General features: G+C 44.3%; 12 protein-coding genes. 5 read left to right on the top strand and 7 right to left on the bottom strand.

Annotation, left to right across the window (positions count from 1 at the left end):
- Nucleotides 1-13 precede the first annotated feature (13 nt).
- The 4 genes from AOB57_RS04565 to AOB57_RS04550 are packed head-to-tail and all read left to right on the top strand — an operon-like array spanning nucleotide 14 to nucleotide 3,577.
- Nucleotides 14-1,153, top strand: a complete 1,140-nt coding sequence (locus tag AOB57_RS04565) for a methanogenesis marker 9 domain-containing protein (RefSeq protein ID WP_054299216.1) — start codon at nucleotides 14-16, stop codon at nucleotides 1,151-1,153.
- Entirely contained in the window at nucleotides 1,140-2,180 is a 1,041-nt protein-coding gene (locus AOB57_RS04560; RefSeq protein WP_054299215.1) for a triphosphoribosyl-dephospho-CoA synthase, read from the top strand. The genes AOB57_RS04565 and AOB57_RS04560 overlap by 14 nt, the downstream gene beginning before the upstream one ends.
- Nucleotides 2,177-2,806, top strand: a complete 630-nt coding sequence (locus AOB57_RS04555) for a DUF447 domain-containing protein (RefSeq protein ID WP_054299214.1) — start codon at nucleotides 2,177-2,179, stop codon at nucleotides 2,804-2,806. Before AOB57_RS04560 ends, AOB57_RS04555 begins: the two co-directional genes overlap by 4 nt.
- A 51-nt stretch (nucleotides 2,807-2,857) precedes the next feature.
- A complete protein-coding gene (locus AOB57_RS04550) occupies nucleotides 2,858-3,577 on the top strand; it encodes a dihydromethanopterin reductase (acceptor) (RefSeq protein WP_054299213.1) in 720 nt (239 codons plus the stop codon).
- 560 nt (nucleotides 3,578-4,137) lie between these two features.
- Here the strand turns inward: AOB57_RS04550 and AOB57_RS04545 are convergent.
- The 7 genes from AOB57_RS04545 to AOB57_RS04515 all read right to left on the bottom strand — a co-directional run bounded on the left by AOB57_RS04545 (nucleotide 4,138) and on the right by AOB57_RS04515 (nucleotide 12,503).
- Nucleotides 4,138-4,830, bottom strand: a complete 693-nt coding sequence (locus AOB57_RS04545; RefSeq protein WP_226999638.1) for an ABC transporter ATP-binding protein — start codon at nucleotides 4,828-4,830, stop codon at nucleotides 4,138-4,140.
- Entirely contained in the window at nucleotides 4,821-5,825 is a 1,005-nt protein-coding gene (locus AOB57_RS04540; protein WP_054299211.1) for an ABC transporter ATP-binding protein, read from the bottom strand. Before AOB57_RS04540 ends, AOB57_RS04545 begins: the two co-directional genes overlap by 10 nt.
- Nucleotides 5,822-6,736, bottom strand: a complete 915-nt coding sequence (locus AOB57_RS04535) for an ABC transporter permease (protein ID WP_082384256.1) — start codon at nucleotides 6,734-6,736, stop codon at nucleotides 5,822-5,824. The genes AOB57_RS04540 and AOB57_RS04535 overlap by 4 nt, the downstream gene beginning before the upstream one ends.
- On the bottom strand, nucleotides 6,733-7,743 hold the full coding sequence (locus AOB57_RS04530; protein WP_264371729.1) for an ABC transporter permease: 1,011 nt from the start codon (nucleotides 7,741-7,743) through the stop codon (nucleotides 6,733-6,735). The genes AOB57_RS04535 and AOB57_RS04530 overlap by 4 nt, the downstream gene beginning before the upstream one ends.
- A 14-nt stretch (nucleotides 7,744-7,757) precedes the next feature.
- Complete coding sequence (locus tag AOB57_RS04525) at nucleotides 7,758-9,551, bottom strand: ABC transporter substrate-binding protein (RefSeq protein WP_054299210.1); 1,794 nt, start codon at nucleotides 9,549-9,551, stop codon at nucleotides 7,758-7,760.
- Nucleotides 9,552-9,975: 424 nt separating this feature from the next.
- The gene (locus AOB57_RS04520) at nucleotides 9,976-10,986 is read right to left on the bottom strand and encodes a PHP domain-containing protein (protein WP_226999637.1); all 1,011 of its coding nucleotides are present in this window, start codon (nucleotides 10,984-10,986) and stop codon (nucleotides 9,976-9,978) included.
- Nucleotides 10,987-11,396: 410 nt separating this feature from the next.
- Nucleotides 11,397-12,503 carry a DUF1796 family putative cysteine peptidase gene (locus tag AOB57_RS04515; RefSeq protein WP_054299209.1) on the bottom strand — a complete coding sequence of 369 codons (1,107 nt, stop codon included), beginning with the start codon at nucleotides 12,501-12,503 and terminating at the stop codon, nucleotides 11,397-11,399.
- 233 nt (nucleotides 12,504-12,736) lie between these two features.
- Here AOB57_RS04515 and AOB57_RS04510 point away from each other — a divergent pair, with 233 nt between their 5' ends.
- On the top strand, nucleotides 12,737-14,101 hold the full coding sequence (locus AOB57_RS04510; RefSeq protein ID WP_054299208.1) for an NAD-dependent succinate-semialdehyde dehydrogenase: 1,365 nt from the start codon (nucleotides 12,737-12,739) through the stop codon (nucleotides 14,099-14,101).
- The last annotated feature ends 45 nt before the right edge of the window (nucleotides 14,102-14,146 follow it).

Here is a 14,146-nt window from a genome sequence, read left to right as displayed (position 1 = left end):
TAAGAGGTAAAACATGAGTGATTGTCTATTTGATTTGCATGCTGGTTATGTCCGTTTTAGAAACCCTATCGCACTGGCGCCAATGGCCGGAATTGTTGACAGCGCTTTTGCCAACCAGTATGCAGGCTATGCCGGGCTCGTAGTGCTTGGAGCCTTCAATCTTGATAAAGGATCTATGGAAGTTGCATCAGACCTTACATCTCGGGGTAGGAAAGAGTTCATTTCCGATGAACCTCTGGAGCTTATAAAAAGGGAAATTCGGGCGGTAAACTCTGGAAGTGCGGTTGCTGTAAACGTAAGAAGCACCACCCTTGAACCCCTGATTGAAGCTGCAAAACTTGTAAAGGAAGAAGGGGCAATTCTTGAATTAAACGCTCACTGCAAGCAGCCTGAAATGCTTAAAGCGGGTATGGGAGAAGCCCTTTTGCGTGACCTTCCAAGACTCTCTGCCTGGATAAAGGCAATAAAAGAAACCGGAGTCGTGCTTTCTGTGAAGGTGCGGGCAAATATAGTAAATGATGTCAAACTTGCCAGGCTTATTGATAAGGCTGGAGCTGATATTATCCATGTGGATGCCATGCTCGAAGGTTTTGGGGCAGACCTTGATGCAATTTCAAATTACAGGGACGCTACAAGGCTCTTTATTATAGGCAACAATTCGGTTACTGATTTTGCCGCCGCAAAGGATATGTTTTCCCGGGGAGCTGACATGGTCTCTGTTGCAAGAGGGACTATGGAAAACCCCAATCTCATAAAGGAACTCGTAGAAGGTGCCACTTCGTATCAGGAGTCAATAGGCTGGTATAATGCTCCCAAACACGTTTGCAGTGAAGGGGACTTCAGAGCTCTGGCTTTCTGCTGCCTTCCGGTAAAACATTGCCCTGTGCATGGGAAATACAAAAAGCTGGGATATACCGCAGAAGAGTTCGCCCGGACAAAAATGGAGTTTGCCAGAGGAACCATGCTTGAGTATGGAGAGGATACCTGTTTCGGCAGCCTTGTCTGGTGCTGTAAGATTACAAAACCCTGCTGGATCAGGGACGGCGTACTGAATACGATCGGTCTCTCTGACGCGGAGTACATGAAGCTTAAAGAAAAGCTGGCAAAATATGTCCTTGACCACGCCAGGATTCCTGTAAATGAATCCCACTAACACTGTTTTTTCCTGTCATACACCTGGAGGAGAATCTCTTACCTCAAGCCTGATCGCGCGCTGTGCACAGCTTGCTATGCTGCTTGAAGTCTCAGCTTCTCCGAAACCAGGGAATGTTGATAGGGAACATAACTATCCCGATACCTGTTTTGAGCATTTTGTTGCCTCTTCGGTTGCCGTCTACCCTGTCCTTGAGCTTGCTGCAAAGAACACAGGAAGGATAGGGGTGCTTCTCAGGAGTGCAGTTTACGAAAGCTCTGCCTGGCAGCAGGGAGGAAACACGCATTTTGGGGCTTTTTTACTCCTGATCCCTCTGTCAATGGCTGCAGGCGAACTTTCAAGGGAACAGTCCAGCTGCGGTAAAGCAGGTTTCAGGCTTGAGATCGGAGAATTTGAGGAGCTCGCTTCCCGTGCCCATTCCTTTGTCCGGTCAACGGACTGTGAAGATGCCGTTGATTTTTACAGGGCTTTCGGACATGCAGGGGTCAGGGTAAACAGCGTTGAGGAATTTGACCTTAAAGACCCTGAATCAACTTCAGATCTAAGAAAACAGAATATTACCCTTTACTCTCTTATGGAGATTGCCAGGGACTATGACCTGATCGCAAATGAGTGGACCACAGGTTTCGGGCGCTGCCTTGAGGGAGCAAAAAGCATTCTTGAGTTCATGCAGGCACGAAACTGCAGTGCAGAAGCTTTGACAGGAGGGTCGGTTTCGATCTGCTCTGGCACAGGAATCAATGAGGCCGTAGTATACACTTTTCTGAAACTGCTTTCAATGAATAGGGATACCTTTATCCAGACCAAGTTTGATGCCGAAACTGCGGATTATGTCTCTTCCAGAGCAGGCAAGATTCTTTCAGACTGGGAAATATCAGGAAAAAGGGCAGGAGACTTTGCCTCAATTCTTCCTGATGTACAGGAATTTGATTCCGAGCTTCTGGAAAAAAGGATTAACCCGGGCTCTACGGCAGATATCATTATTGCAGGGCTTTTTATTGCCCTTCTTGGAGGACTACGTTTTTGAAGAAATTTGATGAATCCGGAGATAGCTGTAAACCAGATATCGACCTCTCCGAATACGGGATTCTGGAAGGCATCTCTGAGACAATCGTAAGTACCGGGCTTGATACTCCCAATGCGGCCCCTATCGGGATTATAAGGAAAAACCAGAAGATCTTTGTCCGCATTTTCAAAGGCAGCCATACCGGGGAAAACCTGGTTCGGGAAGGGGTTCTTGTAGCAAACGTGGTATACGACCCCCTGCTCCTTGTACGTTCCACTTTCTTTGACATTGAATCTTCCGAATTCGATTTTGTGGACATTGGCGGGAAAAAGTTTCCTGTCCTTAAATCGGCCATTTCCTGGGTGGCTTTCAGGTGCACCAACATCAAGAATACGGAACAGACTGTGGTATCCGACCTCATTCCTCTTGGAGCGGGCTTTTTTGAGGCGAACAGGAGAGCGATTCCGGCCCCTAACCGCGGCTTTAATGCCGTGCTTGAGGCTGCTGTCCATGCAACCCGCTATAAGCTTACAGGAGACAAAAAATACCTCGAATGGATAATGCATTACGAGAGCCTTGCTTCCAGATGCGGGGGCGAGGGTGAAAAGAAAGCTATGAAATTGCTTTATGAAGTACTCGGGCTTTAAGCCCTCTTTTTTAGAAAATTATATTATCCCCCTCAGGCATGACTTCTTTCCATGAGTTTTCAGAGAATTGCATGGGGTATTACAGGAGCAGGTCATTTCCTGGACCGCAGTTATCAGGTCTTTAAAGAACTTAAACTCAGAAACCCCGAACTTTCCATAAACACATATGTCTCAAGGGCAGCCGAAGAAGTTCTCCGGATGTACGGGCTTGAGCAGAAGCTTGTTAAAATCTCAGGTGGGGACTACCTGGAAGAGGTTTTCAGGGAAAGCGAGCAGGGCTCAAGTTCCCCCAAAGTCGGGCGTTTTCTCCTTGACAGGTATGATGCCCTCTTCGTTACGCCTGCAACTTCAAACACGGTCTCGAAAATCGCCTACGGAATTGCCGATTCCCTTGTAACCAATGCCGTTGCCCAGGCCGTTAAAGGAAGGGTCCCGGTCTATATCGTACCTGTGGACATTGAAGGTTCGATAATATCCGAAATGCCCTACAACATTGATAGGAAACAGTGCAGGCACTGTGAGACCTGTCCTCCCCGGGAAAACTGTCCTCATGGAGCAATTTCCGAGAAAAATGGCGTTACGGACCAGATAGAACTCCTTAAATGCAAAGGCTGCGGGGCCTGCAAAGAACTCTGTCCCTACAATGCTATCAAGGGTGGGCCTGTTGAAGTCCTTGTCAGGGACGTGGACATGCGAAATGTTGAGATTGTAAAAGGACTGCAAGGAATAACTGTACTCGAAAGCCCTGAAGCCATTCTGGAGCTTTTCTGATTTTTCTCTTTTTTCTTCTCTTTTCTTCCTTTTCTCCTTCTCTTTTTTCTTCGGAAGTTACGCAGGCATCAGGATGAAACTTCACTTGTCAGGATGAAACTTCACTTGATGTGATAACTTTTCCATACCTCCCGGTAAGGAAACTTTTATTCCTTAAAAAAATAAAAAATAAAAAAGTGGATTTTGTGGAGTATTCATTTTTCCGTGGAAATTGTGGAGATTTCCAATGGCATAAGTACTCTAAAATCAACTTAAGTTGATTTATCATTTATTGGTATTCATTTGATATATATAAATGTATTGTTAACGCCGTTATGTTTTTTATGTCTACTTGTCTTCTTTTTCCCTTCCTTATCTTTGGTTTTTCAGGCTTTCGTTTTCCTCTTTTCTGTTTGTGTTATCTTCTCAATTTTCCTTTCCTAATTTTCTTTGAAATGTAAACGCAGTGAGGCAGGATATTTTTTATCCGGGACTAAGGAAATCTTTCTATCTCGATAAGGCGAGAGGACTCCTTCCTCAGCGGCTACAAGGCCGATAGGGAGGAGTAGTTCACTCCAGTATCATGTTCTAATCATGTCCAGCTTCCCTTTTTTAAGCATTCCAATCCTCTCCGACATGAAGCGGATGACGGCTTCGTCATGGGAGATCAGGAGGTAGCCTATCCCCTGTTCGTCCTGGACCTTTTTCAAAAGGTGTAGGATCTGGGCCTGGACCGAAACGTCAAGTGCTGAGGTAGGCTCGTCAAGCACAATGTATTCCGGTTCGAGAAGGAGAATTCTGCCGAGGGCAAGGCGCTGGAGCTGTCCGCCTGAGAGCTGGGCCGGGTAGCGGGCAAGCACCTCTTCAGGAAGGCCTATCGTCTTCAGCATTTCTTTTGTGCTCTGAAGTCTTTTGGTTTCCTGGTTATTGAGCAGTTTCAGGACTTCGGAGATAGAGTGCTCGATCCGTTTCCTGGGGTTAAAAGAATCTGTAGGGTCCTGGAACATCATCTGGACCCTGTGGCGGAAAGCTGCGTATTCGGCTTTTTTCATCCCGGAAAGCGGGTTCCCGTTAAGAAGAACTGCGCCATCGGTGGGGCTTTCAAGCCCTGCAATAATTCTTCCGAGCGTGCTTTTTCCTTCCCCCGAGGGCCCCATCAGCCCGAAGGTTTTCCCGGGTTCAAGTTCAAACGACACTTCCCGGAAAATGCATTTTCCCTCACGCAGCAGGCCGGACCCGTATCTCTTTGAGATGTTTTCTGCTTTCAGGGACACAAAAAACACCTCACTGCACTTCCATTGCTTTCTTTAAGTTCGGGATGTTCCTGCATACAGCGTTTTTCCTTAATGCGGCATCTCGGATGGAACCTGCAGCCTGCAGGCGGGTTGCTGAGAGGCGGAGATGAACCGGGTATGGGCACAAAACCATTTTCCGGCAGGCTGTTAAGCAGTCCCCGGGTGTAAGGGTGGCGCGGGCTTTCAAATAAGCTTGAAGGGCCAGCAATCTCAATTATTTCTCCTGCATACATTACTGCAACCCTGTCTGCAAGTCGCCTCACAAAGCCAAGGTCGTGGCTTATCAGAAGCAGGGCATTTTCATTCTTCTCTTTCAGATTTTTCAGTTCATTTTCAAGTTCGGATACGCGGTCTCTGTCAAGCCCTTTGCTAGGTTCGTCTGCTATAAGTAGGGCGGGGTCAAGCATGGTTGAGGCCGCGATCAGGAACCTCTGGTTCATTCCTCCGGAACACCAGGAGGGGTAGTAACCCATGTATTCATGAGGATTTGAAAAACCCACTCTTTTAAGGGCTCCTGAAACTTTTGAGAGGGTGGTATTCCCTTTTTCTTTCTTTTTTTCCTGCCCGTGAATTCGGAAGGGTTCTGCAAGCTGATGCCCTATGGAATATACGGGATTTAAAGCGAGAGAAGGGTTCTGGAAAATGATTGAGATCTCTTTTCCCCTGAATTTTGCCATCTCTTTTTCGCTCATCTCCAGGAGGTTTTTACCTCTAAATTCGATTGCACCCTTAACTCTGGATTCCGGGGGCAGAAGACGCATAATAGCATGTGCAACGACAGATTTCCCGCACCCGGTCTCTCCTACAAGGGCCAGTGTTTCTTTTTCCCTTATCGAAAATGATAGGCAGGAAACCGCGGTCACTGTTTCGTTTTTATCTTCATTTTTATCTTCGTTTTTGTTCTTGTTTTTGTTCTCGGTTTCATTTTCCTGGAACGAAACGATGAGGTCTTTTACTTCCAGCAGGGGGTTCATTCCGCATCTACTCCTCTTTTTCCGTTCTCATCCTTTCCTTCGAACCCGAACCCTATCAGTGCAATGGACATTACACAGAGCGTAATGCAGACCCCAGGAGGTATGTACCACCACCACATGTCCCTGATAAAACCGCCCCGGGAAAAGGCAAAGGAAAGCATTATTCCCCAGCTTTTCATGTTTATGTCACCAAGTCCCAGAAAGGAAAGTGAGGCTTCGGAAATCATTGCCGAAGCCGTTGCCAGCATGAACTTGGGTAGCAGGACATGGATGAGGTTCGGGAATATGTCCGAGGCCATGATGTGAAATGAGGAAAATCCCATGCACTGGGCACTTTTAACATAACCTGCTTCCCTTATCTGAAGGGTTTTTGAGCGTACGACTCTTGCAATGGACTCCCAGGAAAGAAGCCCCAGGACAAGGATAAGGGTCCAGATGCTTGGGTGAAGGAAAGCACCTATGATTATGATCAGAGGGATCTTCGGGATTATCAGGACAACGTCTGTAAAGCCCATAAGCAGCTCGTCCATCGTCCCCCTGAAGTAACCTGAACAAAGTCCTATCATAAGGCCTATTAAGGTTGATATGCAGGCAGAGGCAAAGCCCACCATCATAGAGATTCTTGCTCCGTAAACCAGCTCCGAGAGTATGTCATTTCCTATATCGTTTGTCCCAAGGAGGTGGGCAACAGATGGCGGTTCATAGGAAACGAAACGTTCGGTAGGGGGGTAAGGGGCAAAAAGAGAGGGAAACAGGGCAAGGATAAGGAAAAAGAAGAAGAGAAAAAGTCCTCCCCGGTTGAATTTTTTAAATGCTTTTTCATATTTTCGGATATCGAGGTTTAAATAATGAGCTATAAAGTCTTTCCACTGCCTGGGACTTTCCTGTATGTATATTTCCTTTTGCATCATGTCGGCCTCCTTACTCTTGGGTCAGCAACTGCATACAGCAGGTCCGCAAGCATATTCGCAAGCAAGACTGCAAGGGCTATTACCAGAAAAGACCCCTGGAGGACGGGGTAATCTTTTCCTATAATTGCATCATAGATCAGGGTCCCCATACCGTTTAAGGAAAAAACTATCTCTGTAAAAAGGGCTCCACTGAAAAGAAATCCAAAATCAAGGGCCAGCAGGGTAATGATAGGAAGGGAGGCATTCTTTATGACGTGCCTGAAAAGGATGGATATGTCGTAAAGGCCCTTTGCCCGGGCATAGGTGGCATAAAGCTGTCCTTTTTCCTGTATGACACTCCCCCGCATTATCAGGAAGTTCCTGGAGGCCGAAAAGACGGCCATCACAGTTACCGGTAAAAACATGTGGTGTATAACACTTCCAGGGGTCGGGACATCATAAAAGCCCTTGAAAGGAAAAAGCCCCAGTTCAAAAGCAAAGATATCCAGGCAAAGCAGGGCAAGGAAATAGGGAGGTGTGCAGGAGAGTGCAATAAACCCGCAGCATATGAGGCGGTTTGCCTTTGTTTCAGGTTTCCAGCCCGCGTATGCCCCTAGCAGGGTCCCCAGAACTGCTCCCAGAAGTACGGAAACCCCCACAAAAAGGAGGGTCCAGCCAATCCTCTCCCTCAAAACCTCGGCAACTGGGCTGTGAAGGTGATATGAGTAACCCAGGTCAAACCGGAGGAGGTCTCCGATATAAGCTGTAAACTGCTCATAAATCGGCCTGTTCAGCCCCATCTCGGCTCTCAATTCCTCCATTACGGCTTCTGAAACGTAGACTTCCTCTCCTATGAGATTCTTTACGGGGTCCCCTGGCATGAGCCTCGGGAGTGCAAAGTTGAGGGTAACTATGAGGAGAAAGGAGGCTGCGTACCTGAACGTTTTTTTTACTGCTTCACGCATCGTACCACTTACTGTTTTCAAAGTATTATTCTCAAATGCTTCTCCTGCCTCGCACCTCCTCAAAGGCTTGTCCTTCCTCATACCTCATGTAAATTGAGGAAGGTGTCAAGGTTATAGATCCCGTAAAGAGGATCGGTATACCAGCCCTCAAAGTGCCTGTTATACGGGGTAACAACATTGTTCCAGTAGAGAGGGATTGCAGGCAAATTCTCAGCATAGTAGTCCTGAAGCTCGGATGAATAGCCGTCAAGTTCTTCAGGGTCCGTGGTTGCAAGGATATCGTCGCAGAGCTGCAGGAATTCGGGGTCATCCAGATTATGCATAACTCCCTGGCCTGTCCTTCTTGAATCGAAATAGCCGCTTCCCCAGCTTGCGTGCATGAGCATGCCCCAGGGGGTGGAGCGGGTTACTGTCAGGTCATACTCGTATTTGTCCTTGAGTGTGAACCAGGTATCTGCATCTGCAGTCCTAAGATCTGAGTCAAGGCCCACCTGTTCAAAGTATTCTTCAAGAAGCTCGCCTGTACGGGCATAATCCGGCCGGATAAGGATTTCAAGCTTGATGTCTTTCCCGTCTTTTCCTTCAAGTACCCCATTTCCGTTACTGTCTGAGTATCCTGCTTTTTCGAGAATTTCTCTGGCTTTTTCGGGGTTGTACTCAAGTTTTTCGGTTTCCTTGAAATTTTCCATGGTTGGAGGCACAAAACCACGATTCGGAACTTTTCCGTACCCCAGAGTCTCAAGATTTACAATCTCTTCATAATTTATTGCATAAGCCAGTGCGTCTCTGAAATCCTCATCTGAAAGAGGAGCTTTCTTCAAATTGGGAGCAAGAAATACAAGCCCTATATCTGTCTTTTCAATAAAGTCGAAATTTCCAGTTTTTTCGAGCTGCTCAATTCCGGAATATGAGTATGAACCTGCGTATTTATAGTAAGTATCAACCTCTCCGTTTTCAAGGGCCAGGGTGGCTACGTCAACACTTGAGTAAAAGTGGACCTCTACAGTTTCGGATTCCGGAGCTTTTCCTTTCCAGTATGGGTTTTTCTCAAAAACGAGTTTTCCGGCGTTAAGGTCTATCAGCTTGAGGTAATAGGGTCCGCAGCCCACATAAGGGCCGTTATTTGTGTACTCCATTGGATTTTCAATTGTTTTCCATATATGGGCAGGGAGGATATTGTAGGTCGCAAATTCCAGGTTAACTCGGGTGTAAGGCTTGTTAAATTTGAAGGTCACGGAATTGTTGACTCCCGAAACAGTTGAGCTTTCCAGGGTCTCATTTATCCAGCTAGCCCAGGGCGTTTTTTTCCCGTAGTAACGGATTGAAAACTCGACATCTTCCGGGGTCACAGGTTCTCCGTCGCTCCAGTAGAGGTCATCCCTGAGGTAAAAAGTCCAGCACGTGTTATTTTCCGATACATTATAGCTTTCTGCAAGCTGCCCGACAAGGTGCCCCTCAGAGTCCATTTTCATTAGTGGCGGATTTGAGAGATGGGCAAAAACTCCGAGATTTGAGTCTCCTATAAATGATGCAGACTTTATTACGTTTGGAGTCGCTATTTTCAGGACTGTCCCTTCAGAACCTGCTGATTGCGGCATACCTGCGGTTGACGGCATACCTGCGGTTGATGCTCCGGAAACATTTTCGGAACTCTGAACATTTTCTTCTCCCAGAAGGCTTTTTATGTACGTTATAATCCTGTCAAAGATCCCGCCGTTTGAGGCCGAAAGATTTTCTCCCGAATCTTCTGTCCCTACCGCCCCTGCCGGGCATATATTTGAGCAAAAAATGGTCATGAGTACGGAATAAATCAACCACCGTTTCAACTCTTTTTTTAATTCCGGTCCAGTGAAACCTTTTATCTGTTTCATTCTGCTGCCTCTTCCTTTTTCAAATTTTTTCTCCTGGATTTACATAAATAGCGCCAGAGGTTCCGGTTACTTTGAATAAGACTTCTATTCTTCTCATTTTTCTCCGGTTCTCTGCTTATCGGCAGTAACGGGATGTATTATGCGTGAAATATGAGTAAGAATGATAATGGTAACCTCAATGCGCCGTTTTCTTTAAATTTATTTGCATCTATTATTAATATCCATTAATCAAATAATTAAAAATAATACGAAAAATTTAGTTTTTATGCTAAGATCTTTCAATCTCGTAATATAAACCTTTTCATTTTTTACGCATTTTTGAAAAGCAGACCAGGTGCAATGAGATCTTAATCACAGGGGTTTTATAAAAAGAGGATAAAAGAAAAACTGAGAATAGGAAAACTTGAAAAAAGAAAATTCGTTTTTACTTCTGGCTTTCGATCTCTATATTTTTTTCTATTTCTTTGGCAAAACTTTTTTCCGAATGAATGTAGAATGAAGCCGGAAGCCCTGTGTTTGAGATCATGTAGAACAGGTTCATTGCGGTTTTGTTGAGCTTTGGAGAGTAATTTAAAAGAGTGCTTCTGGAGATTTTTACCATCGTGTCCAGAGATTTTATTCCTGTAAGATAATTTTTTATATCGCTGCTTTTCTGGCTTTTTTCAAAAATCAGATCTATCCAGGTATTCATCTCATCTATCAGGAGCTCCCTGGTAAGGTTTTTAGGGACAATGTAGTTCTTCCCCTTTTCTATATTCCTGAAAAACTCCCTGAAATTATCTCCTTGTGAGAGGGTATACACCTTCCCGAGTCTGCCGGAATGAGTGTCGGTTGTCGCAACAATGCCTTTTCCGAATTTTTCAGCCAGGGCAATAGTAAGTTCATTCTTCTGCTTGAGCTCATGCATATTGTACTCCAGTACAGGGAAAAATTTTGCCAGTCTCGGTACTGCCGAAGGATTTGGCTCACGGTGGAATTCGAACCAGAATGGGTGGTTGTATATAAATGGAAGCTTATGCCGCCTGAGATATTTTATAAAACTTTTCAGGTCATGTTCAATTTCTGCAATTTCTCTGAGTTCAAAGAACTCTTCTCTGTCAAATTCAAAAATGTTAATATGAAGGCTATGTCCTGCAAATTCAGGGTCATAAACACTCATCTCAACCCCGGGAATTAGCTTCTCACGATTCCATCCTAGAATTTCGTATGCTTCTATGGTATCGTGGTCCGTAAACGTGATATAATCCATACCGAGCTTGAGTGCTTTCTCATAAAGGCTTTCCGGATGCAGGTCTCTAACAGGAAGTACGTCAAAAGAACAGGTGGTATGAACGTGCAGATCTGCTCGCTTCCAGCCCTCTTCCATAATTTCGGCTGCCTTTTCCGGGGCTATAAGTTTCTCCTCGTAGTTCCTCGGCCTTCTTCCCATAGGCATAAAACCCGACAATTCAATTTAATCTTGATTATTTTTATTAAGTATTAAATTTCTCCCCAATATGGTATATTCTTTTTTTAGATTAAGGTTTTCCGGATGGATTTATCCGGATTCAGATTTGCCCGATTATATATATACTGAAATATTTCCATATTTTCACAAAGATATTAGTGATTAACTATAGATTTGTTTAGAACTTCCAGCCTTTTTGAGAAATTTGAGCGCAGTTCAAAAAAGAAATTTTTCTGGGAAAACGGAGTGCTTTAATAACTTTAGGAATTAACCTTTTAATCGGTCTTATATCTGTAGCTGTTTCAACCACTTTCTTTGTTTTGGCATGAAAATTTTCTTTATTTTGACATGAAAACTTTCTACGAGGCAGCAACCCTAGGAAGCAGCAACCAATTTCATTAGGAAAATTTTATCTCATCAAATAGAACGGCTAACATTCTCGAATCTGCCGATTCTCCAATAGAGAGGGGAGATATTGGAGATTCATGAATAAAATCTATAACTAAACAACCGTTCTCCATATCAATGTCTTTTAAATCAAATTCATGGGAGTAACCGCCTTTCGTAAAGTCCATGCTTCCTGCACATTTTCCATTTATATACACTAAACTGCTATTATTTTTATAAGAGCCACATTTTACGATCATTTTTTCAGGTTTTGTATTTACTTTCAACCCTATTCTTGTTTTATTTCCTACTGACCACCTGCCATGAGGTTCAGGGTTGGATAAGCCCAGATAAACAAACCTGTTCTTATCATCATGATGCTTACCATGAGAATTTTTAAAATCAAGGCGATTATTCTTTAAAGGAAGCACTTTGGAAAGATAAATCGTTTTATGCGAGAAATTAATGGAAAAGTGGCTGAGGATATTCTTCCAGTGCAAATCCGATCCTGGCCAGTTGCTCTCGTCATGGTATACTCTGGCAAGGTAGATATTATCGTCTATTTTATTTATCTCGGAAATTTTTTCGGAGCAAAGATAAACTACCAAAATGTCAAAATCCAGCTGTGGGAAACCAGAACTTATTGTTTCTTTTATCCTGTATACGTCTTGGAGATCCTCTTCAGATCCCACAAAAATAACAAACAGGGCATTTTCGGATCTTCTGCACCATTCATAAAACCTGTTGATTCGCCGATTATATTTCTCCATTACCTTGCTATACTCACTTCTGGAGATCTTACTTCCAAGCTCCTTAAAATCATGGACAGATAGAAGCCAGTTCAACCTGTCCCTTACTAAAAATTTCCCATCTCTCCTTCCCTCGATTTCCAGGTTCTCATACCGAAAAAAACTCTCAAAATTATTTTTTATTAAATAGTTTACTCTTTCGGGAGATCCTACTATCCAGTCAAAAGGTCCTGCAAAAAGCCTCAGGCTATTCTGTTCCATTTTACTGGCAACTATGCAGGCTGCTCCAAGACTTACCGCAAAATCATATGACTGGCCGCTCCTGAGATCCTGACCTAAAGAACCGACAACCTCATCGCTAGAATTCATGAGTAGTTATCTTTGAGACTATGGAATAAATCTTTTGTTTGAAGTGAAGGATATCCTGTCCTTGTGGGCTCTGAGCATAATTCTTCTCTTATTTTTAATCGGCAGCTTTCTTTCCTCCAAAAATCGGTTTTAATGTTGAACTCAAGATGTTTCTTCCTCTTCAGATTTTATTTCTCCTTAATTTATAATACTGGGAATTTCAATACTAATAATGACTCTTTTTCGGGGGGAGTATGAAAATTAAGTCAATTAACCCTTATACTGAAGAGGTAAACTGGACATATGACTCATTTTCACTCGGGGAATGTAGAGCCCGGATTGAAAATTCCAGGGCCGCTTTTTTAGTTTGGAGTTTAATGCCTGTGGAGGAAAGGGCAAAGCATTTCACACGAGTCTCCAGTGTCCTTCGGCAAAATACTGAGATCTATGCCGAAATTATTACTAAGGAAATGGGAAAACCTATCAGGCAGTCAAGGCATGAGATTGAAAAATGCGCCCAGCTCTGTGATTATTACGCAGAAAACGCAGCAAGACTTCTGAAAGATGAGATTGTGGATACAGGAGCTGAGAAGAGCTATGTAACTTTTGAGCCACTGGGGATAATTTTCGGGATCATGCCCTGGAATTTTCCGTTCTGGCAGGTCTTCAGGTTTGCAGTGCCCGCAATGTGCGCAGGGAATGTATGCGTTATAAAACATGCATCAAATGTGCCGAAGTCGGCACTGGAGATTGAGAAAGTTTTTATTGAAGCCGGGTTTCCAGAAAACGTTTTTAGTTCCCTGTTAATTGACTCTAAAACTGCCATGCAGATTATTAAGGAAGAACTGGTAGATGGAGTTTCGCTCACCGGCAGTATAGGCGCAGGCTCAGAGATAGGGGAACTTGCCGGAGGGTTGATCAAGCCTTTAGTGCTGGAATTGGGAGGCTCAGATCCTTTTATAGTGCTTGAGGATGCTGACATTGAGAAAGCTGCACAGGCGGCCGTAAGGTCACGCTTCCTGAATGCCGGGCAGAGCTGTATCGCAGCCAAGCGGCTCATTGTTGTAGAGGATATTGTCGTGGATTTCATCAAGGCATTTGAACGCCGCGTGCAGGAATTGAAAATCGGGGATCCTATGGATGAGGAAACCGATATAGGGCCGATTGCAAAGAAAGAATTTATCGATAGTCTTGATAGGGTTTTGAGAGATGCGAAAAAGAAAGGTGCAAAACCCCATATCTACGGAGAAAAACCTGAAAGAGGTTTTTTCTTCAATCCTGTTATTATCCCTGCAGCCAGTATAGATATGGAAGTATGCAATGTCGAGGTTTTCGGGCCAATCGCCCCAATAATTACTGTAGAAGACGAGAATGAGGCTGTAGAAATTGCAAATTCTACCATATACGGGCTCGCGGCCAAACTCTGGTCTCAAGACCTGGAAAGAGCTGAAAGGCTCGCAAAAAGAATAAAGTGTGGGTCTATATCTATCAATGGAATGATTAAATCCGATCCTAGGCTGCCTTTTGGTGGAGTGAAAAAATCCGGAGTGGGGCGAGAACTTTCCCAGTATGGGTTCAGGGAATTTGTAAATATAAAGACTGTCGTTGTCAATAAATAATGAAGAATTTTTAGATAAGTAGTGTCTTTGACATTCAATAGTTAG

The organism is Methanosarcina flavescens (assembly GCF_001304615.2).
Lineage (GTDB): Archaea > Halobacteriota > Methanosarcinia > Methanosarcinales > Methanosarcinaceae > Methanosarcina > Methanosarcina flavescens.
This window is presented reverse-complemented; position numbering and strand designations above follow the sequence as displayed.